This is a genomic window from Variovorax sp. V93, assembly GCF_041154485.1.
GTDB classification, from domain to species: Bacteria; Pseudomonadota; Gammaproteobacteria; order Burkholderiales; family Burkholderiaceae_C; genus Variovorax; species Variovorax beijingensis_A.
In genome coordinates this window covers 1011479-1032253 of record NZ_AP028670.1, presented here as the reverse complement: position 1 = coordinate 1032253, position 20775 = coordinate 1011479, and the positions used below count along the sequence as shown (strand labels likewise).

Annotated in this window: 23 protein-coding genes; 13 read left to right on the top strand and 10 right to left on the bottom strand. The window is 65.4% G+C overall.

Annotated elements, in window-relative coordinates; genetic code table 11:
* Nucleotides 1-6: 6 nt before the first annotated feature.
* Together ACAM54_RS30900 and ACAM54_RS30895 are read right to left on the bottom strand one after the other, a co-directional pair.
* Entirely contained in the window at nucleotides 7-855 is an 849-nt protein-coding gene (locus ACAM54_RS30900; protein ID WP_192326804.1) for an alpha/beta fold hydrolase, read from the bottom strand.
* Between the two features lie 69 nt (nucleotides 856-924).
* Nucleotides 925-1818, bottom strand: a complete 894-nt coding sequence (locus tag ACAM54_RS30895) for a LysR substrate-binding domain-containing protein (RefSeq protein WP_369651192.1) — start codon at nucleotides 1816-1818, stop codon at nucleotides 925-927.
* A 70-nt stretch (nucleotides 1819-1888) separates the two neighbouring features.
* On the opposite strand from ACAM54_RS30895, the gene ACAM54_RS30890 reads away from it, so the two are divergent.
* The 5 genes from ACAM54_RS30890 to ACAM54_RS30870 are packed head-to-tail and all read left to right on the top strand — an operon-like array spanning nucleotide 1889 to nucleotide 5576.
* A complete protein-coding gene (locus ACAM54_RS30890) occupies nucleotides 1889-2728 on the top strand; it encodes an amidohydrolase (protein WP_369651193.1) in 840 nt (279 codons plus the stop codon).
* The gene (locus ACAM54_RS30885; RefSeq protein WP_369651194.1) at nucleotides 2725-3525 is read left to right on the top strand and encodes an SDR family NAD(P)-dependent oxidoreductase; all 801 of its coding nucleotides are present in this window, start codon (nucleotides 2725-2727) and stop codon (nucleotides 3523-3525) included. Before ACAM54_RS30890 ends, ACAM54_RS30885 begins: the two co-directional genes overlap by 4 nt.
* Before the next feature lie 34 nt (nucleotides 3526-3559).
* Nucleotides 3560-4516, top strand: a complete 957-nt coding sequence (locus tag ACAM54_RS30880; RefSeq protein WP_369651195.1) for a Bug family tripartite tricarboxylate transporter substrate binding protein — start codon at nucleotides 3560-3562, stop codon at nucleotides 4514-4516.
* Nucleotides 4513-5046, top strand: coding sequence for a carboxymuconolactone decarboxylase family protein (locus ACAM54_RS30875; protein ID WP_369651196.1), 534 nt, complete (start codon nucleotides 4513-4515; stop codon nucleotides 5044-5046). Before ACAM54_RS30880 ends, ACAM54_RS30875 begins: the two co-directional genes overlap by 4 nt.
* Nucleotides 5047-5060: 14 nt before the next feature.
* Entirely contained in the window at nucleotides 5061-5576 is a 516-nt protein-coding gene (locus ACAM54_RS30870; protein ID WP_192326797.1) for a DUF4286 family protein, read from the top strand.
* Between the two features lie 129 nt (nucleotides 5577-5705).
* On the opposite strand, the gene ACAM54_RS30865 is transcribed toward ACAM54_RS30870, so the two are convergent.
* From ACAM54_RS30865 to ACAM54_RS30855, 3 genes are read right to left on the bottom strand one after another with little or no spacing between them, the layout of a single operon-like run.
* Nucleotides 5706-6596 (bottom strand): helix-turn-helix domain-containing protein, encoded by an 891-nt coding sequence (locus ACAM54_RS30865; protein WP_369651197.1) that lies wholly within the window; start codon nucleotides 6594-6596, stop codon nucleotides 5706-5708.
* Between the two features lie 39 nt (nucleotides 6597-6635).
* Nucleotides 6636-8195, bottom strand: coding sequence for a gluconokinase (gene gntK / locus ACAM54_RS30860; protein WP_369651198.1), 1560 nt, complete (start codon nucleotides 8193-8195; stop codon nucleotides 6636-6638).
* Between the two features lie 14 nt (nucleotides 8196-8209).
* Nucleotides 8210-9562: a GntP family permease gene (locus tag ACAM54_RS30855; RefSeq protein ID WP_369651199.1), complete on the bottom strand. Its 1353-nt coding sequence runs from the start codon at nucleotides 9560-9562 to the stop codon at nucleotides 8210-8212.
* Between the two features lie 194 nt (nucleotides 9563-9756).
* Here ACAM54_RS30855 and ACAM54_RS30850 point away from each other — a divergent pair, with 194 nt between their 5' ends.
* The 3 genes from ACAM54_RS30850 to ACAM54_RS30840 are packed head-to-tail and all read left to right on the top strand — an operon-like array spanning nucleotide 9757 to nucleotide 11953.
* Entirely contained in the window at nucleotides 9757-10788 is a 1032-nt protein-coding gene (locus ACAM54_RS30850; protein ID WP_369651200.1) for a LacI family DNA-binding transcriptional regulator, read from the top strand.
* Nucleotides 10789-10841: 53 nt separating this feature from the next.
* Nucleotides 10842-11588: a hypothetical protein gene (locus ACAM54_RS30845; RefSeq protein ID WP_369651201.1), complete on the top strand. Its 747-nt coding sequence runs from the start codon at nucleotides 10842-10844 to the stop codon at nucleotides 11586-11588.
* Nucleotides 11589-11620: 32 nt separating this feature from the next.
* The gene (locus ACAM54_RS30840) at nucleotides 11621-11953 is read left to right on the top strand and encodes a hypothetical protein (protein ID WP_145747688.1); all 333 of its coding nucleotides are present in this window, start codon (nucleotides 11621-11623) and stop codon (nucleotides 11951-11953) included.
* 251 nt (nucleotides 11954-12204) lie between these two features.
* Here ACAM54_RS30840 and ACAM54_RS30835 read toward each other — a convergent pair whose 3' ends face one another.
* From ACAM54_RS30835 to ACAM54_RS30825, 3 genes are read right to left on the bottom strand one after another with little or no spacing between them, the layout of a single operon-like run.
* Nucleotides 12205-12849, bottom strand: coding sequence for an HD domain-containing protein (locus tag ACAM54_RS30835; protein WP_369651202.1), 645 nt, complete (start codon nucleotides 12847-12849; stop codon nucleotides 12205-12207).
* Between the two features lie 35 nt (nucleotides 12850-12884).
* Entirely contained in the window at nucleotides 12885-13610 is a 726-nt protein-coding gene (locus ACAM54_RS30830) for a nitroreductase (RefSeq protein ID WP_369651203.1), read from the bottom strand.
* Between the two features lie 3 nt (nucleotides 13611-13613).
* Nucleotides 13614-14162: a DUF4863 family protein gene (locus ACAM54_RS30825; protein ID WP_369651204.1), complete on the bottom strand. Its 549-nt coding sequence runs from the start codon at nucleotides 14160-14162 to the stop codon at nucleotides 13614-13616.
* A 112-nt stretch (nucleotides 14163-14274) separates the two neighbouring features.
* Between ACAM54_RS30825 and ACAM54_RS30820 the strand changes: the two genes are divergently transcribed.
* The 5 genes from ACAM54_RS30820 (at nucleotide 14275) to ACAM54_RS30800 (ending at nucleotide 19148) form a co-directional block, all read left to right on the top strand.
* The gene (locus ACAM54_RS30820; protein ID WP_369651205.1) at nucleotides 14275-15255 is read left to right on the top strand and encodes a LysR substrate-binding domain-containing protein; all 981 of its coding nucleotides are present in this window, start codon (nucleotides 14275-14277) and stop codon (nucleotides 15253-15255) included.
* 200 nt (nucleotides 15256-15455) lie between these two features.
* Nucleotides 15456-15848, top strand: a complete 393-nt coding sequence (locus tag ACAM54_RS30815; protein ID WP_369651206.1) for a cupin domain-containing protein — start codon at nucleotides 15456-15458, stop codon at nucleotides 15846-15848.
* Nucleotides 15845-16300: a carboxymuconolactone decarboxylase family protein gene (locus tag ACAM54_RS30810; protein ID WP_369651207.1), complete on the top strand. Its 456-nt coding sequence runs from the start codon at nucleotides 15845-15847 to the stop codon at nucleotides 16298-16300. The genes ACAM54_RS30815 and ACAM54_RS30810 overlap by 4 nt, the downstream gene beginning before the upstream one ends.
* A 1444-nt stretch (nucleotides 16301-17744) precedes the next feature.
* Nucleotides 17745-18239, top strand: a complete 495-nt coding sequence (locus ACAM54_RS30805; protein ID WP_369651208.1) for a hypothetical protein — start codon at nucleotides 17745-17747, stop codon at nucleotides 18237-18239.
* Nucleotides 18240-18908: 669 nt separating this feature from the next.
* The gene (locus ACAM54_RS30800) at nucleotides 18909-19148 is read left to right on the top strand and encodes a hypothetical protein (protein ID WP_369651209.1); all 240 of its coding nucleotides are present in this window, start codon (nucleotides 18909-18911) and stop codon (nucleotides 19146-19148) included.
* A 79-nt stretch (nucleotides 19149-19227) separates the two neighbouring features.
* Here the strand turns inward: ACAM54_RS30800 and ACAM54_RS30795 are convergent, their stop codons facing one another.
* Both ACAM54_RS30795 and ACAM54_RS30790 read right to left on the bottom strand, forming a co-directional pair.
* Entirely contained in the window at nucleotides 19228-19851 is a 624-nt protein-coding gene (locus ACAM54_RS30795) for a DUF2625 domain-containing protein (protein WP_369651869.1), read from the bottom strand.
* A gap of 214 nt (nucleotides 19852-20065) precedes the next feature.
* Nucleotides 20066-20695: a hypothetical protein gene (locus ACAM54_RS30790; RefSeq protein ID WP_369651210.1), complete on the bottom strand. Its 630-nt coding sequence runs from the start codon at nucleotides 20693-20695 to the stop codon at nucleotides 20066-20068.
* Between the last annotated feature and the right edge of the window lie 80 nt (nucleotides 20696-20775).

Here is a 20775-nt window from a genome sequence, read left to right as displayed (position 1 = left end):
GGATTTCTAGATGCCGCGCGCGAACTCGGCGATCGCCGCGCTCATGGCGTGCGGCTGCTCGGGCGCCATCGCATGCCCCGCGTCGCGGATGACCCGGACCGTGACCCGCTCGCCCAACAGGGGCTGCATGACATCGGGAATGACGACCGCGTCGTGCTCGGCCTGCAGGTCCAGGATCGGCGCCGTCTTTCCACCCGAGAAGTAGTCGTCGATCGGCGTGTTCTCGCGCGCGCGGCCCTGCGCTTCGTGCGCGGCCGGAAACCAGCCGTCGAGCCACACGCTCGGGTCGTGCCCGGGTGCGAAGAAGGCCTTGCGCAGGCAGGCGAGGCGTTCGGCCTGCGAGAGGGACGGATCCCCGGCGCCGTCGATCGCGTCGCGCAGGCGGCTGTACGGCCTCTCGGTCGAGCCCGGCGGCAGCTTGCCCGCCGACGCCGCTGCCATGACGATGCCGCGCACCAGGTCCGGACGATCGGCCGCCAGCGCACGCGCCGGCTGGCTGCCCCAGGCATGGCCGACGATGACCACCGGCCCGGTTTGCGCATGGTCGAGAACCGCGGCCACGTCGCCCGCGAAATCGTGCATGTCCAGGTTCTCCATCGGCCCGCGGCTGCGGCCGACGCCTCTGGGCTCGGGCCGCAGCACGCGGAAGCCGGCGTCGCACAGCAGGTCCGCGACCACGTCGTAGTCCCGCCCCGAGCGCGCGAGCGAAGGCAGGATGCAGATGACCGGGCCGGCGCCCTGGTCGTGGAATTCGATCTCGACCGTTGTTCCGTTCGAATTCCGGGGCCGGTAGGAGAGCAGCTTGCTCGCCGGCGGCTCGCGCCTGGCGGGATGGAGTGGGGTATCGGTGGGCATGACCGGCAGTCTCGGCGGGCCCGCCGCAGCCCGTAAGCAATCTTGCCCTATACCAGCTATGCCTGTTGGCTATTCGACCTGGGGGCGCCGGAAATCCAGTTCCTGGAGCAGCTGCGCCGTGCCACGCACGAGCCGGGTGGCCGGGCGCGCCGTCGGCGTCGCGAGGACCAGCGCATTCCAGATGGCGGGCGGCCCGATCGGCGCGCGCGGCAGGGCCTCGTCGTCGGCGGCACTCAAGGCGCTCTCCGGAAGGATCGTGCATCCGACGCCGGTCGCGACGAGCGCGAGAACGGTGCGCACCGCACCCACCTCCGCGAGCACCTGGAGCTCGACACCGCGCGGGCCCAGCACCGAGTCGAGCAAGTGCCGGATCGCGTTCGGCGCGCTGGGCAGCACCATGGGATAGTTGGCGAGCGCCGGCAAGCCGACGCGGGCCGGCAGCTTGCTTTTGGGCGGCGCCACCAGCAAAAGCTTCTCGCGCATCAGCGGCTGGAACGAAAGCTGGGCCGAGGGCGCGGGATCGAAGAGCAGCGCCAGGTCCAGCCGCCCTGCGACGAGCGATTCGCGCAGCGCCACGCTCAGGCCTTCGAGCACGGTGATGACGGCGCGCGGGAACCTCTGCCTGAAGCGCCGGATCAGGGGCGCGCTCAAGCCCAGGGCCACCCGCGGCGGCATGCCGACCACGATCCGGCCGCCCGGGCTTTCCTCCATCTCGCCGAGCTCGTCGCGCGCGCGGCGCGAGATCTCGAGCATGGCGCGCGCGTGAACCAGCAAGGCTTCGCCCGCATCCGTGGGGGTCACGCCGCGCCCGGTTCTGACCAGCAGCCGCTGCCCGAGGTCCGCTTCCAGCAGCGCGATCTGCCTGCTCAAGCTGGGCTGCGCCAGGTCGAGCACCACGGCCGCACGGCTGAAGCTCCCCGCATCGACCACGGCGACGAAATACTGAAGCTGGCGCAGTTCCATAGCCAGGCAGCATAGCTGATATAGAGATGCCGTCCTTACGCATACCGCCCGCAGCCGGGAAACTGCATGCATGACCTCCACCCTCCCCTCCGGGGCCTGCAATGCCCATTGCCATGTGTTCGGGCCCCGCACGCGATTTCCCTACGCCGAGGACGCCAGCTTCGTTCCCGGGGCCGATGCGCCGAAGGAAGCCCTCTACGCGCTGAACGACCGGCTCGGGCTGCAGCGCTGCGTGGTCGTGCAGTCGGCCTGCCATGGCTTCGACAACCGGGCCACCGAAGACGCGGTCGCCGCGCGGCCTTCGAGTTACCGCGGCATCGCGCTGCTGCCGACCCACGTCGGCGATGCGGAGCTCCGGCGCCTGGACGCAGCGGGTTTTCGCGGCGTCCGTTTCAACTTCATGGGCCACCTGGGCCGCCACACCCCCATCGAGGAGGTGCTGTCGCTCGCGGGCCGCTTTGCGCCGCTCGGCTGGCATCTGCAGATCCACGGCGATCCGGCCCTGCTCACGGACCTGGCGCCGGCGCTGCGCCGTTCGCCGACGCCGGTGGTGATCGACCACATCGGGCGCATCGATGCGTCGCGGGGCCTGGACCAGCCCGACTTCCGCGCGCTGCTCGGGCTGATGGCCCACGAACACTTCTGGGTCAAGGTGAGCGGCATGGACCGCATCACGCGGCAGGGTCCGCCCTATGCCGACGCCCTGCCCTTCGCGCGGAAGCTGGTCGCGGAATTCGGCGACCGGGTGGTGTGGGGCAACGACTGGCCGCATCCCAACCACGCGGGCCCCGTGCCCGACGAACAGCAGCTCGTCGACCTCATTGCCGAGATGGCGCCGAGCGAATCCGCGCGCCATGCGCTGCTGGTCGACAACCCGCAACGCCTCTACCGATTTGGAGACCAGCCATGAGCCCGCGCTTCGAGAACAAGGTGGCCATCGTGACCGGCGCCGGCTGCGTCGGCGCCGGCTGGGGAAATGGCCGCGCGATTGCCGTGCGCCTGGCCGAGGAAGGCGCCAAGGTGCTGGCGGTGGACCGCGACCGCGCACGGCTCGAAGAAACGCTCGAGCTGGCCGGCGAGGCCCGTGCATCGATCACGCCATGGCTGTGCGACGTCACGAGCAACGAGAGCGTCGCGGCCATGGCGGCCGCCTGCCTGGACAGCTACGGCACCATCGACATCCTCGTCAACAACGTGGGCGGCTCGGCCGCAGGCGGGCCGGTGGAACTGGCCGAGGAAACATGGAACCTGCAGGTCGACGTGAACCTCAAGAGCGTGTTCCTCACCTGCAAGCACGTGCTTCCCACGATGCTTGCGAAGGGTGCGGGATCGATCGTCAACATTTCCTCCACCTCGGGCCTGCGCTGGACCGGCAGTGCGCAGGTCGCGTACGCCGCGACCAAGGCCGGCGTGATCCAGATGTCGCGCGTGATCGCGGTCCAGCACGCGGCGCAGGGCGTGCGGGTCAACAGCGTGGTGCCGGGCCAGCTGCACACGCCGATGGTCGAGACGCGGCTGGCAAAACAGCGCGCCGGCGGCAACGTCGATGCCCTGCTGGCCCAGCGCCAGAAGCGCATTCCGCTCGGTTTCATGGGCGACGGCCGCGACACCGCGAGCGCGGTGCTGTTCCTGGCGAGCGACGAGGCCCGGTTCATCACCGGCACCGAACTGATCGTCGACGGCGGCATGACCGCGCGCTGCGACTGAGGCTCGAGCCCCTGCAAGAAAGACGGAGACATCCATGATCAAGCGCTACCTGCTCGCGGCGGCATTCGCCGCGCTGCCGATGCCCGCCGTGCACGCGCAGCCGAAGACGACGCGGATCGTCGTTTCCTTTACATCGGGCGGCCCTGTCGACGCGGTCGCGCGGACCCTGTCCGAACGGCTCGGCAAGGAGCTGGGCCGCACGGTCCTCATCGACAACAAGCCGGGCGCCAATGGCGCGATCGGCGCCGTCGATGTCATGAAATCGGCGCCGGACGGCAGCACGCTGTGGTTCACCAGCGTGGGCGCGGCGGCCATCAATTCTTCGCTCTACGAGAAGCTTCCCTACGACATGCAGCGCGACTTCGTGCCGGTCTCGCTGGTGGTCAACAACGTCGAGCTGCTGGTGGCGCAGCAGGCCAACCCGGCCCGGGACGCGGCCGAGTTCGTGGTCGCGACGAAGAAGCGCGCCGATCCCACGCCGATGGGCTCCTCCGGCACCGGAAGCATTCCGCACCTGGCGATCGAGCAGCTCGCCGATGCGAGCGGCGCGAAGCTGCTTCATGTGCCCTACAAGGGCGCCGCTCCCGCCATCACGGACCTGATGGGCGGCCAGATCAGCGGCTTCTTCGGCGACGTGCCGGGGCTGCTCGGACACCTGCAGGGCGGGCGGCTCAAGGCGCTCGGCGTGGCGTCGGGCAAGCGGCATCCTTCGCTGCCCGAGGTGAAGACGCTGGAAGAGCAAGGCATCCAGGGCGTCGACACCAACAACTGGTATGCGCTGTTCGCGCCTGCGAAGACGCCGCCGGAAATCGTCGCGGCCGTCAACAAGGCGGTGCGCCGCACGCTGGCCGACCCGGCGGTGCGCGAGAAACTGCTGAAGACCGGCACCGAGCCGGTGGGCTCCACCCCGCAGGAACTCGCGGCCATCCAGAAGCGCGACACCGAGAAGTGGGCCAAGCTGATCCGCGCCAAGAACATCAGGGCCGAATGATGACGACGAGCACATCCATCCGCGTACCCCTCGTGCAGCCCGGCACCCATCCGAAACTGGCCGAGGTCGAAGCCCGCATCATGGCCGAGCGCGGCCGCGTGTCGCTGCTCTACCAGGTGCTGCTGAACAGCGGGCCGATCGCCTCGGGCTGGGAACGCATGCTCACGGCGGTGCGCAACCAGACCGGCGTGCCGGCCGACCTTCGCGAGCTGATGATCCTGCGGGTCGCGGTGCTCAACGGCGCAAGCTTCGAGTACGACGCGCACGTGCCCCATGCGCAGAAGGCGGGCGTGAGCGCCGAGAAGATCGACGCGGTGCGCCAGGACGTGCTGTCCGGCGTGTTCGCGCCGCTCGAGCGCCTGGTGCTGGAGCTGACCGATGCCATGACCCGGCAGGTCGTGGTGCCGGACGAACTCATGGGCCGCGTGCAGCAGCACTTCGACGCCAAGGGCGTGGTGGAAGTCGTGGCGACCGTGGCGGCCTACAACATGGTGTCGCGCCTGCTTGTCGCGCTGAATGTGGCGCATTGAACGAGGCCATTCGAATGCAGGACCTCTGGCTTCTCAGGCATGACGCATCGGTGGCGGGGCCGCTGGCAGGTTCGTGGCTGCGCGAAGCGCGACCGTGGCAGGCCGTGGACGGGCACCTGGCCTATTTCTATGTTTCGAGCCCCAAGCCGCCCGCGGAAGGCGGCGTGGGCGGGTGGCGGCGGCTCGCCTGCCTGCAGGAAGTGCCGGGTGCCTCGGCCGGCCGCGTCGCCACGCACCACTACGTCGTGGAGACGGACGTGCTGCCCGAACTCGAGGACGAACTCAATGCCTGGTATGCGCAGGAGCACCTGCCCGGCCTCGCCGCCGTGCCCGGGACCGTCCGGGCCGCACGCTACATCGACCTGGCGGGCTCGCCGCGCTACTACGCCTGCTACGACCTTGCGGACCCCGGGGCCCTGGGCAGCCCCGCGTGGCTGGCGGTGCGCGCGACGCCCTGGAGTTCGCGCGTGCGGCCGGCTTTCCGCAACACGCGGCGGACCATGTTTCGCCGGGCGGCGGCCGCGTCCTGAGCTTCTTCGCGCGGCCACGTCCGAGCGCAACGCCGCGGCCTTCGAGAACCCCCACCACCTGGCCGATGGCGAGACGAAGTACCAGGCACGCGAGGACCGGCGTGCCCCGATGCCCGGCGCGGCCCGCGTTCACATCCGGCCGCCGCGGAATTCGCCCGGCGTCATGCCCTTGATCCGGCGGAAGTGCCGATTGAAATTCGAGATGTTGTTGAAGCCCACCTCGTAGCAGATGCTGCTCACCTGCTGGCGCGTCGACGCCAGCAGGCGGCAGGCCCTGGCCACGCGCAGGCCGTTGACGAAGTCGGTGAAGGTCTGGCCGGTGGCGCGGCGGAAGCTGCGCGAGAACGCGTTCTCGCGCATGCCTGCGATCGCGCCGACCTCGGCCAGCGACAGCGCCTCGGCATAGTTGTCGCGGATGTAGTCGATCGCCTTGTGGATGCGCAGCGCCCGGCCGTCCTCGTCGAAGCCGGCATCGGCAAGGAAGACATCGGCCAGCAGGCGGTAGTCGCGCCATTGCGCGAGCTCGTTCAGCAGTGCGATGAATTCGGAAAATCGCGCAAGCCCGCGCAGCGTCTCGATGCGGCGCAGGCGCGCGAGCGTGTCCGCGCCGAGGCCGACGAACTGCACGCCCTGGCGCGCACGCGCCAGCAGCGGGCCGGCATCGCCGAGCTCCGGAAAAAGCGCCATGCCGCGGCGCAGCAGCTCATCGCTGAAGCGCAGCACCAGCGCGCCAGCGGCGTCGCCGCCCGGGGACGCGCGGTGCTCGAACGCAAGGCTGCGCGGCAGCCGCGGACCGAGCAGCACGACGGTGCCGGGCGCGAAGCTGTGCGTCTCCTGGTCCGTGCCGCCGCCGATGCGCAGGCGCGCAGGCCTCGCGCCGATCAGGTGCAGCTCGTGTTCATGCAGGCAGCGCGGATTGCTCTCTCGCGGCGAAGGCGCGCAGGCGCCCTCGCAGTGGACCGTGGCGCAGGCATCGAACACCTGCTGGGGAGCGAAGGCCTGCGGCGTCGTGTTCAGCAAAGCCGGATCTCCAAAAAGGGGCTGGGCGAAGCGCAGCCGTCAGCCTTTGCGCACCGGCGGCGGCACCGCCGTCTGCTGCTGGAACGCGGCCAGCAGCCGGTATTCCTCGCCGAGCTTGCGCGGCAGCGAGAGGAACACCGGCAGCAGCTGCCGGTAGAGCGCGGCGTTCTTGGCGTTGGGCGTGTGGCGGTGGGTCGCGCCCACCATGCCCGCGACCACGTCCAGCGAATCGACATGGCCCAGCGCATAGAGCCCGAGCACCGCGGCGCCGAGGCAGGAGCTCTCGAAGCTCTCGGGCACCACCACCTCGCGGTCGAACACGTCGGCCATCATCTGGCGCCACATGCCCGAACGCGCGAAGCCGCCGGTGGCCTTGATGCGGGCGCTCGGGCCCGCGATCGATTCGACCGCCGGCAGGATGCTGTGCAGATTGAAGATCACGCCCTCGAGCACCGCGCGGATCATGTGCTCCTTGCGGTGGTGGATGCCCAGCCCGAAGAAGGAGCCGCGCAGGTCCGCGTTCCAGTAGGGTGCGCGTTCGCCGGTGAGGAAGGGATGGAACACCAGCCCTTCGGAGCCCGCCGAGACCCGCTCGGCGATGCGCGTGAGCACCTCGTAGGTGTCGATGCCCAGGCGCTTGGCGGTCTCGGCCTCGGCCGAGGCGAACTCGTCGCGCACCCAGCGCAGGATGATGCCGCCGTTGTTCACCGGCCCGCCCACCACCCAGCGCCGCTCGGCCAGCGCATAGCAGAAGGTGCGGCCCTCGGGATCGGTCATCGGGTGGTCGACCACGGTGCGCATCGCGCCGCTGGTGCCGATGGTCACGGCCACTTCGCCGGGCGCCATCGCGTTCACGCCCAGGTTGGAGAGCACGCCGTCGTTGGCGCCGATCACGAACGGGGTGTCGCGCGCCAGGCCCAGCTGCGCCGCGGTCTCCGCCGCCAGGCCCTCGATGTGCCAGGTGGTCGGCACCGGGCGCGGCAGCTGGTCGGCGCGCACGCCGGCCAGCGCGAGCGCGCCCTCGTCCCAGTCGAGCCGCTCGATGTCGAACAGCCCCGTGGCCGAGGCGATCGAATGGTCGACCTGCCACTGGCCGAAGAGCCGGAAGAACACGTACTCCTTGATGCCGACGAAGCGCGCAGCCCGCGCGAACAGGTCGGCGCGCTCGTGGCGCAGCCACACCAGCTTGGCCAGCGGCGACATCGGATGGATCGGCGTGCCGGTGCGGCGGTAGATCGCCAGGCCGTCCCACTGGTCGCGGATGCGCCCGGCCCAGGCCGAGGCGCGGTGGTCGGCCCAGGTGATGCTGCGCGTGAGCGGCGCGCCAGCGCCGTCGACCAGGATCAGGCTGTGCATCGCCGCGCTGAAGGACACCGCGAGCACGTCGGCGGGCGCGGCCTTGCTCTGCTTCACGCAGCCGGCAATGGCCGCGAGCACGGCCTGGAAGATCTGCTCCGGGTCCTGCTCGGCGGCTGCGGCCTCGGGCTGCAGCAGCGGGTACTCGACTGCGTCGTGCGCCAGCACGCGCCCGGCCGGCGTGAAGGCCACCGCCTTGGTGCTGGTGGTTCCGATGTCGACCCCGATGACGATGCGGCCCATGCTTGTCCCTTGGCTTACACGACCATGCCGAGCAGCATGATGAACACAATGGCCACGACCGAGATCAGCGTTTCCATCACGGTCCAGGTCTTGAAGGTCTCGGCCACCGTCATGTTGAAGTACTGCTTCACCAGCCAGAAGCCCGCGTCGTTGACGTGCGAGAGGATCAGCGAGCCGGCGCCGGTGGCCAGCACCAGCAGCTCGCGGTTCACGCCCGGCACCATGGTGGCCAGCGGCGCGACGATGCCCGCGCCCGTGATGGTGGCGACCGTGGCCGAGCCGGTGGCGATGCGGATCAGCCCCGCCACCAGCCAGGCGAGCAGGACCGGCGAGACCTGCGCATGCAGCGCCATCTGCCCGATCGCGTTGCCCACGCCGCTCGCGACCAGCATCTGCTTGAAGCCGCCGCCCGCGCCGATGATCAGCACGATCGCCGCGGTGGGCGCGAGGCTGTCGTCGACGAACTTCATGATCTGCTTGGCGGTGAAGCCGCGCGCGGTGCCGAAGGTGTAGAGCGACAGCAGCAGCGCCGCCAGCAGCGCGGTGATCGGGTGGCCGATGAAGTCCATCCAGTGGCGCACCACGTTCTTGTCGTCGAGCGCCACGTCGGCGAAGGTCTTCAGCAGCATCAGCCCCACCGGCAGCAGCACCGTGAGCAGCGTGATGCCGAAGCCGGGCAGATCGCGCGCCTCGGGTTCGTGCGCCAGCTGCTCCATCAGCTCGGGCGAGGCCTCGCCCGGCACGTACTTCGAGATGAACTTGCCGAAGATCGGGCCCGCGATCATCGCGGTGGGCAGGCCCACGAGGAGGCCGTAGAAGATGGTCTTGCCGATGTCGGCGCCGAACACGCCGATGGCCAGCAGCGGCCCCGGATGCGGCGGCACCAGGCCGTGCACCACCGACAGGCCGGCCAGCAGCGGGATGCCGATGCGGATCAGCGACACGCCGGTGCGCCGCGCCACGATGAACACCAGCGGGATCAGCAGCACGAAGCCGATCTCGAAGAACAGCGGGATGCCCACCAGGAAGGCCGCGAACATCATCGCCCAGTGCACGCGCTCGCGGCCGAAGGCGTCGATCAGCGTGCGCGCGATGCGGTCGGCGCCGCCCGACTCGGCCATCATCTTGCCGAGCATGGTGCCCAGGCCCAGCACGATGCCCACGAAGCCCAGCACCCCGCCGAAGCCCTCCTGGAAGGACTTCATCACCAGATCCACGGGCATGCCCGAGGTCAGGCCCAGGAAGCCCGCGGCCAGCGTCAGCGCGATGAAGGGGTGCACGCGCCAGCGCGTGATCAGAAGGATCAGCCCGAGGATCGCCACCAGGGCGTCGACGAGCAGGAACACCTCTTTGCTCATTCCGAACATGTGTATGTCTCCTGAATCCGGCCGCTTCAGGAGCGGCCGGTGGTGCCAGGGATAGCGCTATCCCGCACAATCCAAAAAAAGCCAGCGCTGGGGGTGTTCTCGGGTTTTTCCGGAGCACCAATGGCTGGGACAGCGCTATCCTAGGACAGCGCTGTCCAATTGCAGCTTGGTATTAACCCTTAGAACCTCGATCCATGGCCGACGCAACCGACCGCCCCCGTCCCCGTTCCTCGAGCCAGGTCACGCTGGACGACGTGGCCCGCGTCTCGGGCGTGAGCCCGATCACCGTGTCGCGCGCACTGCGGGGCGCGCGCAACGTGGCGCCCGAGCTGAAGGCCCGCGTCCAGGCGGCGGTCGACCAACTGGGCTACGTGCCCAACGTGGCGGCCCGCGCGCTGGCTTCGGCGCGCAGCTCCCACGTGGCGGTGCTGATCCCCTCGCTGACCAACCAGCTCTTCGTGGAACTGCTCGAGGCGGTGCAGGACGCGCTCGCGCCGCACGGCTATCAGTCGCTCATCGGCGTGACCCACTACGACCCCGCGCAGGAAGAAGCGCTGCTGCGCAGCTACCTCTCGCAGCGCCCGGCGGGCCTGCTGCTGACGGGCTTCGACCGCAGCGCCGCAGCCGCGCAGATGCTCGAGCGCAGCCATGCGCCCTGCGTGTACATGATGGAAACCTCGGCCGCGCCCGGCATCCACAGCGTGGGGTTTTCGCAGCGGGACGCGGGCCGCGCCATCACCCGGCACCTGCTGCAGCGCGGCCGCCGGCGCATTGCCTATGCCGCCGGCCAGCTCGATCCGCGCGTGCTGCTGCGCCTGGAGGGCTACCGCGAGGCGCTGCGCGAGGCGGGCTGCCACGATCCCGCGCTCGAACTGCTGGTGCCGGGCCCGACCTCGATGGCGCTGGGCGGCCGCCAGTTCGAGGACCTGCTCGCGCGCCACCCGGACCTGGACGCCATCTTCTACTGCAACGACGACCTCGCCCAGGGCGGGCTGCTCGCCGCGCTGCGCAACGGCGTGCCGGTGCCGCAGCGCGTGGCGATCGCCGGCTTCAACGACCTGGGCGGCAGCGACCAGATGCTGCCGCCGCTGACCACCGTGCGCACCCCGCGGCACGAGATGGGCGAGCGCGCGGCCGGCATGCTGCTCGCGCTGATGCGCGCGGAGACCGTGGCGGAACGCACGGTGGACTTGGGGTTCGAGCTGGTGGTGCGGGAGAGCAGCTGATGGCACGGCAGAATGCGCTATGACGGCTGCAAAAGCATGCGTACCGAATTCCGATGAAATTCAATGATCTTGCCCGCAAGGCCGCCAAGGGCTCCGGACTGCTGTCCTACGGTGGCTCGGTTCATCCGGAAGACTTGATTCGGTTTTCGCTGGCGTATGGCGCTGTCGGCGCTGATGAGATTGAACGGCTCTGCGAGCAGCACGGATGGCACGAAGACGGTCTGCTTGAGGAGGGCACAAGGGTGGTGCCGCTCGCGCGCTGGGCTGCGGCCTGCGTCGCCTACGGCCGCGGCGGCGTTGCTTCTTTGCAGCACTTGCTGACCGATCGGACGCTCGCGACGTTTGCCATTGCGGTTCTTGAGGAAGTTCGCACCGAGTCTTGCGTAACGGCGCTGTTGGACTACTGCATGTCGACAATCGCCGTTTCGGACGAACCAGACGATCCGTTCTGGCGAGCGCTCGGCGCGCTGAATACGTTGACGAGTTTCGACGACGGTCTCGTGCCACCGCAAGATCAGCAGGAGAAGTTGAGAGACCTGGTGATCGAGACGTTCGCCAGTGCCACCACATCGCATCAGCAGACACTTTGCCTATGTGCCTTGAGAGGGGCTCCAATCGAAGGATCACTGGAGTGGGCGGAGGCGCAGACGGTGACCGACCCGGGCGTGAGGCGCGCAAAAGCCGCCGCGTTAAAGTCGCTCCGACGCCGCCTTTCCGGCGCTTACAAGCCGCCCAGTGCCGAGCAGAAACGTCAGATCCGCAGGCAGCGAGCCCTCGATGTCTATAGCGCTTCCGGCTAAGACCAGTCATCCACTATCACCTCCCAGCGAAGATGAGCCGTGTGACCATTTCGACAGCGCCGTGCGACCCTTCGGCCTCGCTGGTGAGTGACGTTCGCCGCATTACAAAGCTAGGTGTTCTCGACGTGCGTGACCGTCTTTCCGCCGGGGAACCCTTGTTCGACCAGGAGCTTTTTGGCAACCGAACAGAAGACGTCTTTGCGAAAGCGCGGGCGCTGCTTTCGGCGCTGGAGTACGGCGGGCATCAGCCTCTTGTCAGTGAGGCTGGCCGGCCTATCACTCCGCAGATTCTGCGAAACATCTTCCAAGCGTCCGAGGAGGAGGCCGAGGAGCTTCGCCGGCTTGATGACTTGGGACATGTGTAGGCGGAGGCAGAATTCGGCCAGAAGCCGCCGTTGGGGTCACCCCTCCGGTTGAAGCAAAGCAGCACCATCCTCGACAGCAGAAAGAAGAACGATGTTGCAAGTTTACGGATAGTCGCCAATTTCGAGGCGCTCCGCCCAGGTAGGGCCCGGGCGTTCTACCAAGATGTCCTTGGCCTCGAGCTCTTGACGGACTATGGCTGGAGCCTGAGTTGAGCAGCGGCCGTAGAAGGCGCTAGCTCTCGACCGGCAGTTCACCCATGCCACTTCGACGCATGAATGACAGCGCACATGTCGACGCGGTGAAAGTGCGGATCCTTGCATGCGAGGAAGTCGTCGTTGAACGTGCCCACGGTGCTGTCGGGACGGTGCTTCAAGCCTTGGTAAAAGGCGTCAACGATCCCGCTCTTGAAATCGCATTCCCGCGGAAACGCAGCGAGCACGGCTTGGCGCTCCGCAGCAGTGAACTGGTCGTAGCTGCGGCCGGCAACGTCCATGCCGGCGCCCGCTTGCACCAATGCGATCTCCGCCCGCATGAACTGCGGAATTCCGGGCGTCGTGTGGAGAGCCACGGCGTTCCAGACCGTCTCGACTCCACTTTCGGAAATGCCGTGGTTCCGAAGAAAATCGCGCGCCGCATTGGCACCATCGACTTCAAAACGAAGCTGGCTGTTCCCGTAGCGCGCGGTCAACCCGACGTCATGGAACATGGATGCTGCGTAGAGCAGTTCGGGATCGAACTTCAACCCTGCCCGGCGGCCCGCGAGCGCGCCCCAGCAATAGACGCGCAAGGAGTGGTGGTAGAGCAGGTCGCTTTCGGTGTCGCGAATGAGCTGCGTCAGCTCACGGGCGACCTGGCTGTCCGGAATGCGGATTCCGGAGACTTCTTGAGGTGTCATGATGATCTCTCGCGGTTGATGAAATGACGCGGGCGTCACCGCGCGGAGTGCTCTTCGGGAAAGCCGACGATCCGCGCGAAGTCGCGGAGGTGCTCGCGTGGCGTGACAATCTGGTTTACCGGGGCATGCGGGTCGCCATGTCCCATCGACATGCCGAAGGCTGTCACCTCGCAGAGCTCCATCTGCAGGTGTGTGGCGATCACGTCATGAAAGGGTGCAAAGGAGACCTGCGGACAGGTGTCGATGCCGCGGGCCTTCGCCGCGATCATCACGTTCTGGGCGAACAGGCCGAGGTCGATCCAGCTGTGCGGCCTCAGCCTGCGATCGATGGTGAACAAGAGTCCCACCGGTGCACCGAAGAAAGACAGGTTCTGCTCGGACTGGCGCGCCCGCGCGGCAGCATCGGTCCGATCGATTCCGAGGGATTCGTAGTAGCGCGCTCCGAAGTCCTGCAGCCTCGCGCGAAACACATCCGGCAATGGGTCGGGAAAGTGTGCCGGCGCCGGAACAGCGCCGGCCCGCGAAGCCGCGAGCAGCGCATCGGCGAGATCATCCTTCACCGTACCAGTGATGACGTAGACGCGCCAGGGCTGGATGTTCGCGCCGCTCGGCGCCGTGACAGCGTCCTCCAGGATGTCCTCCACCAGCTTACGGTCGAGTGGCTGCGGCTTGAACGCACGAACCGCGTGCCGCGAGCGCATGACGGCCGAGACGCATTGGGCAATGGCCTTTTGGCCCAAATCACGTACTGAGTTGTCCATCGTCTACTCCTGCGGTGCAGAGTGGTAGGAGATCCGCCCCGAAGGAAGGAAGAACAGCGCGATGACCGCCCCTCCCTTGGCTTCCGGGTAGTGCTTGCTGCCGGGTGCAGGCGCGGTCCAGCCGCCGTAGCACCATCCACTCGGGCCGCATAGCGCCGCGCCGAGGGTGACGGGCACGACCATGTTGAACTCGCCGTATGGATGCCCGTGGTATTGGCCGCGGAACCGGTGGTCGGGATGCCCTTGGTGGTTGCCGGTGCTGTTCATGTACACCGCGGTGATACTGAAGTGCAAGGTGCGGTCCGACGGTTCGGCGACGCGGCTTCGGCGGTAGCTGGGGCCGTCGATCTCCACGTTCGCCGCCCAACCCTGCTTGACGCCCGACTTCACGAGTCGGTAGAGGGTCTGATACAGCTCGCTTTCTGGTCCGTACTTCTCGTTCAGCCAGCGCTCCACCAGCGGGCCGGCGGTCATGTACTTCACTTCTTCGAGGAAGGGAATGCAGCGCTCGATGAGCGCCTCGCGTGCGCAGAGGGGTGTCTCGGTGGTCATCTTCAGTGCTCCGGCGGTTAACTTGAGGGCAATCATGGGCGCTGACCGAACTGAAGGGAACTGCTGCTTTTGCAAGCTCATAATGCACGCCATTCATTGCAGAAGGGCAAGCATGAGCATTGGCCGAATGGACCTGAACCTGCTGAAGGTGTTCGATGCCGTCTACGAGGAGCGCAATCTGGTCCTCGCGGGCAAGCGGCTCAATCTCACCCAATCTGCGGTAAGCCACGCGCTCGGAAGGCTGCGCGAGCTGGTCGGCGACGAATTGTTCATGCGAACGGGCAAGGGAATGGTTCCTACCGGGCGGGCTGCAGCCATGGCCCCGGCTCTGCGCGATGCCCTGCGTCGAATCGAGACAACCCTCGGTGTCGAGCCCTTCGCTCCGGCAGAGTCGTCCCGTCGCTTTGTCATTGCCGCGAACGATCATCTGACCTCGGTGATCATTGCACCGCTCTCGCGCGAGCTTCAGCACGTCGCCCCCCGCGTGGAGCTGGTGATTCGGCCCTCCACGCGGCTTGACCTTGCGGAGCAGATCGACCTGGGGCGGATCGATCTCGCTATCGGCATCTTCGCGCATGTGCCCGACCGATTGAACTCGCGCACGCTGATGTCGCAAGGCGAGGCCATTTTGATGCGGCGCGGTCATCCCGCGTCACGCCGGAAGCTCACGCTGCGTGACATGGCCAAGTACCCGCTTGTGACCGTTTCCGTCGGCGGCCAGGAAGAAGGCGCCGTCGGCGGATTCATTCTGGAGCGCGGCCTCGCACGCCAGTCGGAAATGTTCGACCGGCAAGCGCTCGAAGAGGCGCTCCAGGCGGAACAGGAAGCGCCACATGCGCGCGTCACAGTGCCGCACTCCCTGGCGATACCCGAACTCCTTCGTGACACTGACATGCTGTCCATCGTCCCCGCCTCGCTTGCAGTGGCGCTCGTGAAGGACCGCGATCTGCTGCGTCGGCAACCGCCTTATCAGGCCGGAACTTCCACCATTCGCACGGTCTGGCATCGCCGCGACGAGCACGAGGCCGCGCACGTGTGGTTGCTCGACATGGTGGCAAAGATGGCCCGTGCCGCCGAGGAATCGCTCGGCTAGTAAGCGCCGCCGCCGAAGTGCACGGCGTGCATTTCGTGGCTGAAAAGACATCAGTTCCCTTGGAGCTGCGGAGCAACCATCATTCGGTGGCAAGGCCATCCCTATAGGGGCACCTTCACCGTTTCACCAAGGAGAACCCACATGAACACAACAACTCACGGCTCGCTGCCAGCCTGGTTGCAGCAGCCTCGGCCGGCCTCTTGTGTGCTGCCGCGGCGGCGCACGAGCAGAGCGAGAAAGTCACCCCCGCGCTTCAACAGGCCATCCCCAATATTCCCGGCAAGTCGCTGACCGCGGTCGTGGTCGACTATCCGCCGGGGGCCGCCTCGCCCGCCCACATGCATGCGAAGTCCGCATTCATCTACGCCTATGTGGTTTCGGGTTCCATCGAGTCGCAGGTGAACGACGGGCCGAAGCAGTTCCTGCGCGCCGGCGAGAGTTTCTACGAGCCACCTGGCGCGCGGCACACCGTCAGCCGCAATGCCAGCAGGATGAAGCCCGCGAAGCTGCTGGCGGTCTTTGTGACGGACACCGGGGACTCTCCGCTGACCACCCCTGCAGCCGAATCCGAATCCATGGAGAAGAAGCAATGAGCCAACGTCTCGACTACAACCAATTCGCCCCCGCTGGCATCAAGGCGCTCGGCGCCGTCTACGGCTACGTCGCCCAGAGCAGCCTTTCACCCGTCCTCGTCGATCTCGTGTACCTGCGTGTCTCGCAGATCAACAACTGCGCATACTGCCTTGACATGCACACGCGGGACCTTTTGAAGAAGGGCGTGCCCGTGGAAAAGCTTGCGCTGCTGCAGGCCTGGCGCGAGGCCGGCGACCTGTTCGATCCTCGTGAGCAGGCAGGCCTGGCTTGGGCGGAGTCGGTGACGCGCGTTGCCGATTCGGGCGTGCCCGATGCGGACTTCCAAGCCGCAAGGAGGGTCTTCGACGAGCGCGAACTGGTGGACCTCACCATCGCGATCGGCGTGATGAACACCTACAACCGGATGGCGATCAGCTTTCGGAACACTCCCCAGGCCGCACAGCCCAAGTAGGCCGGAGCACGTCTGGGCTCCGGGCGGTCGGGCGCAAGTACGGTTTCGTTGGCGCTTCCTGCAGCGCTCTGGCCTGTACTCCGCGCGGGTGTGAGGAACATCGCGTGGGCGACGGCTTTGGGCCCTTTGCTCCGGCCCGGCGTGAGGCTACAGTCGGCCAAGACCGGACTTTCGCAGTTGCGGCAGAATTCGGCCACTTGAACTCAGGCGATAGGCCACATGACGCGGCGTTCCACAACTCCTTGGAAGAAGAGTCGAACCTATGACGACCTGTACGGCGGCCGAACTCGCCGGAGGTTGACTGACAACATCTTTGCTCGCGCGCACTCGCTGCAACGCCCTGTCGACGGGCAACGCCTGCCCGTGCTCTTGCAGGACAATCCTTCGCGCGACTATGTGTTTCCAGTCAGCGTAGAAGAAGTAGCAGCGGCGCTGGAGCGTCTGCCGGCACAGCACCGCGAGGGCATCACTCATATCTGGCTGCGGAAGCGTGCGCGTCGCCATGGAGGGCCAGATGAATCGCTCGCGGAGTTCATTTGTGGCAGTGGCGTGCGCGTAGTTGTTCTGTACGCTTGGCCTGCAGATGGCGTCTTACCCTTGGGAAAACGACAGCCCCCACGAGGCGACGTTGCACACTTCATTCGATACGGAGGTGTGCTGCGGCCAATGCGGGACTCTTGGTCGATTTCTTTCGAAATGGCAGGACTGCGTCGCTTCTATCTTGAGCACCTGCTATGCCACGAGGTCGGGCACCACGTGGATTGGTACACCCGTATGTGGAGCAAGGCGAACTCCAAGGAAGTTGAGGCAGCCGCGGACCAATATGCCTATGCTTGGGGTCCCCTCGTCGGCGGCCAAATCTTTGGGCCCGTGAGGTCGTCCTAGCGAGTTGCGTTCGATCGCGGCTGACCCTCCTCAGTTGAGGCGAATCTCTACCGGTGATGCTGGCAAGCTGCTCGACCGTCCTGCTCCGCAAGTTCGACAGGCGGCCAAAAGCCGCCTTCTGAATCGCCAGCCCACCAAGCAGATCCGAACTAGAGATTGTGGATGATTGAACCAAGTAAATCAGGCCTTAGAAGGTTGGGTACTTTGTTCCTGACCTTCCTTTTCATGATTGGCGTTGGGTTTTCCTTGAGCGCGCTGGTTGCCATGCCTTTGATACGCTGGGCAGTCCACGGGGTGCTCCATTTTCCTGTTAGCTCTTCTGAGCTTCGCAACCTCCTTTTCGCCGTCCTTGGCGTTACCTGTATTGCCACAGCTGCTATGTGGTTGGCAGGAAGGAGCAGCGACAAATGACGAGTAAGGGATGCCAGACAGGACGAGGCGTTGTTTTCTGTCGCCGGTAGCGGCCAGAAGACCGTTGGCGGCTATCTCGATCGTAGAGGCTACAGTCGGTCAACAGCGGACTTCTGCAGTTCCTTGAAGCCTGACCAAAAAATCTGAAATGGCAGACGCACTCACCCACGCGATAACGACGACTCTATGGCCATTCTTGAAGAACGAGGGCTTTCAAAAGGTGACGCCTCGCAAGTTCGTGCGGCAACGGAGCGACGTGTTTCAGCAACTGTGGGTTGATGCCAATGGCTCTGGAGGGAGCAAGAGAACATGCGTCGTCCTTTGTGCATCGTTACCCTTCGGGCCCGTCGACGGCTACATGGACCCGCATGGGTCCCGAATAGCCAACGGGCGAGCATGGAACATGGCGACGCCCGAGAGCGCGGCGAACGGCATGCAGCAGGTTATCGAGGTTCTCCGGTCACATGAGTTGGCCAAGCTCGATGCCATCTCAGAAGTGGAGAAGCTCCTTGGCCTCTTGGCCAATCTTCCGAATCGCGACTGGCATTCCACGTATTCACAGTTGCATCAAAGGTGGCGCGACAAAGACCCTGAGGCGCTGGCCTTGGAGCAAGCCAATCGAGTCGCGCTGAAGCTGGCGTAGGTCCCGTCACTGGAACGACGGCTTCTGAGAAAACCGTAGGACAGCTTAGGGCCCAAAGCAGTCCTCGGTCATTCTCCAAAGCAGACGTTCGGTCGTCGATTTCAAGTAGCGCGAGTTCACCGGCAAACTCGATGACTTCCCCCATTTTTAAGGAGTGAGCCTTTTCCGTTTCGACAAGGATAGCCGGCCCGCCTTCTGAGATTGAACAACGGAAGCTGTAGGCGTCGGGACTATCGAGAACGGTGGTAGCGATCTGGCAGTGGGGCGACGAAGCGATAGGTTGCGCAAACGAGTGGCGCACTGAAGCAACTTGCGGACGGATCTCGGTGGCAAATTGAACCTTGATCTGAGAGGAAAATTCACCTCCCTCCACGAAACGCTCAACTTCTCGATTGTTCTCTTCGAACTCGATGGCCCCAATCCAATAAACGGCCCAACCATCGACGACGACTTCGAGAGTGCGTTCGTATCCGTCGCGACTGATGCGATTCAGTTTTCCGTCGAGGTGCATGTGTCGGTAGTAGGTCTGCTTGTGGCCGAGGGCTGTCAGCCCACTGATGATCGGCGAAGTAGCGATTCGGCTTCGTCATAACTCAAAGGCTGACCCTTCGATTCGGCGAATTGCTGTACTCGCCAAGGATCGGTTACCTCCGGGTCGCTGACCGCCGTGTGCATATCGACGACCAAGTGGGGCGCTGGAGCTTGCCGGGTGAAGACCACGCCAGATCCGTGCTTCTGGGCTGCCCAACGCTCACCCTGAACTTCGAGATCCTCAGCTATCTGAACGCCGAGGAGCCATCTATTGCCTTGCACCTCGGGGTAACGCTGCAGCAGCGCCTCACTAAGCCTTCGCTGCCACTGGACCAGTTGTTCTATCAGGTCATCATTCATAGGCTGGTGAGTCAATGAGTTGAGCGTCCGGTTCTGGCTGAGTTGTGCCCGTCGGGCGAAAGACCGGTGCTGGCCGACTGTAGCCGGTCGCGACAATTTATTCGGTGTTGAGTGCGTATTGCTCGGAGATCGGGACTGGACGCCGTGAGCTACTCTGCGTCGAGCCCTGCTCCGTATGGAGGAAAGGGTAGAAGTTGAAGCACTGGTCCCCAGGTAGGTTGCTCACCTCACGCTCCCATCCGACCCAGCGCATCTGATCGTAAAAGGTGTGGAGGCGTTTGGTAAACGCCCATTGTGTGAAAGCAGCATGACCAATTCCCAGGCTCTCCCACTTGAGCGTGTCCGGTGCGAGGTAGTAAACAACCCCTTGGTCGTCACCGAAAGCGCCGCCATTGAGCGCGAAGAAGCCGCCGACCGCATCATCTGCCACAAGACAAAACCCGTTCGACCGCTCTGCGTTCCAAGCCGCAATGTTGCGAGTCAACCTGGGGTGTCCCGAGCCAAGCATCCGTAACCATCCCCCGTCTATCAATATGCCACCCGTCCCGTATGCCACGGCTCCGAGCACCGACCGGGTGGTCACCTGAAGTTCAACGAGGACATCGCCGCTGCTTGTGGAAGGAGGCAGTATCTCAACGGGGAGTTCGGCCTCCCGAGCCCATTGCTCAACAAGCGCCATTGCTGGCTCTCGGATCTCCAGCAATTCATTCAATGAACGCACGAACGTGTCCCCCAGTGTCTGGTTGTGGCCGACTGTAGCCGGACGGGCTGTCGGTGCAAAGGGCCCGAAGGCGTCGTTGCCGCTGCTCGAAAGCAGACCTTCTTCAACCACCTGTGGAGGAGCCGACTAGAAGCCAAGCCGCCCTACGTGCACAAATCACCGTGACTCGTCGGCATCAAGTGCCAGTACCTCCGCGCGCGACCTGACCGATGATCTAGCGTCCTTCCAACCAGGCCACAAGTCCTGGCGCACCCGCTGTCTGAGGAATCACCCTCAGACCTTTCGCGTCGTAAGCGAGGAGGCCGTCCGCAATGATGCCACCCACGGTCGCTCCAATAGGATTTACCCCCACGTTGGTAGCAGCCTCTGCATGCATCTGACCCTCAGTTATGTTCCCAGACTCCATGGCCTCGATTTCCGCCGAATCTGAAACAAGCGCCAGTCTCTCGGTGGAAGGAATGATAAAAACGGCGGGAAGGCTATCGAGCTTAGGAGGTACAAGAATGCCCCCTGTATAGCTTGCAAGGAGCCTTTTCCCATCACTTCTCTTCTTCTCGGTATAGAAGACGCGCACGTTGCTTTCCGCGCCGACATACCAAAGCCCCTGCTCGTTCGAACCAAGTGGTCTGTAGGTGCCAGGCAAAAGCGTCGTTCTTGTCGCGACCCGTAGGGTAGTGCCCGCATCACCATAGACATACGGAGCCTTCGGAAACATTGCTGAATGTTCCGTAGTTGCCTTCAACGCGGAAATTTGAGTAGTGCACGCATCGAGTGCCAAAATGGTGATTAAAAGGAAGAAACCGAATAGAGTTCTGCGCTTTGAAGAGGAAATTCGGAAGTTCATTGGGGCAAGCGTTAATTTTTTGACTTCAACGAAAGCAGAGCTTTGTCCGACCTGTAGCCGGTCGCGACGCTGTCATGAGC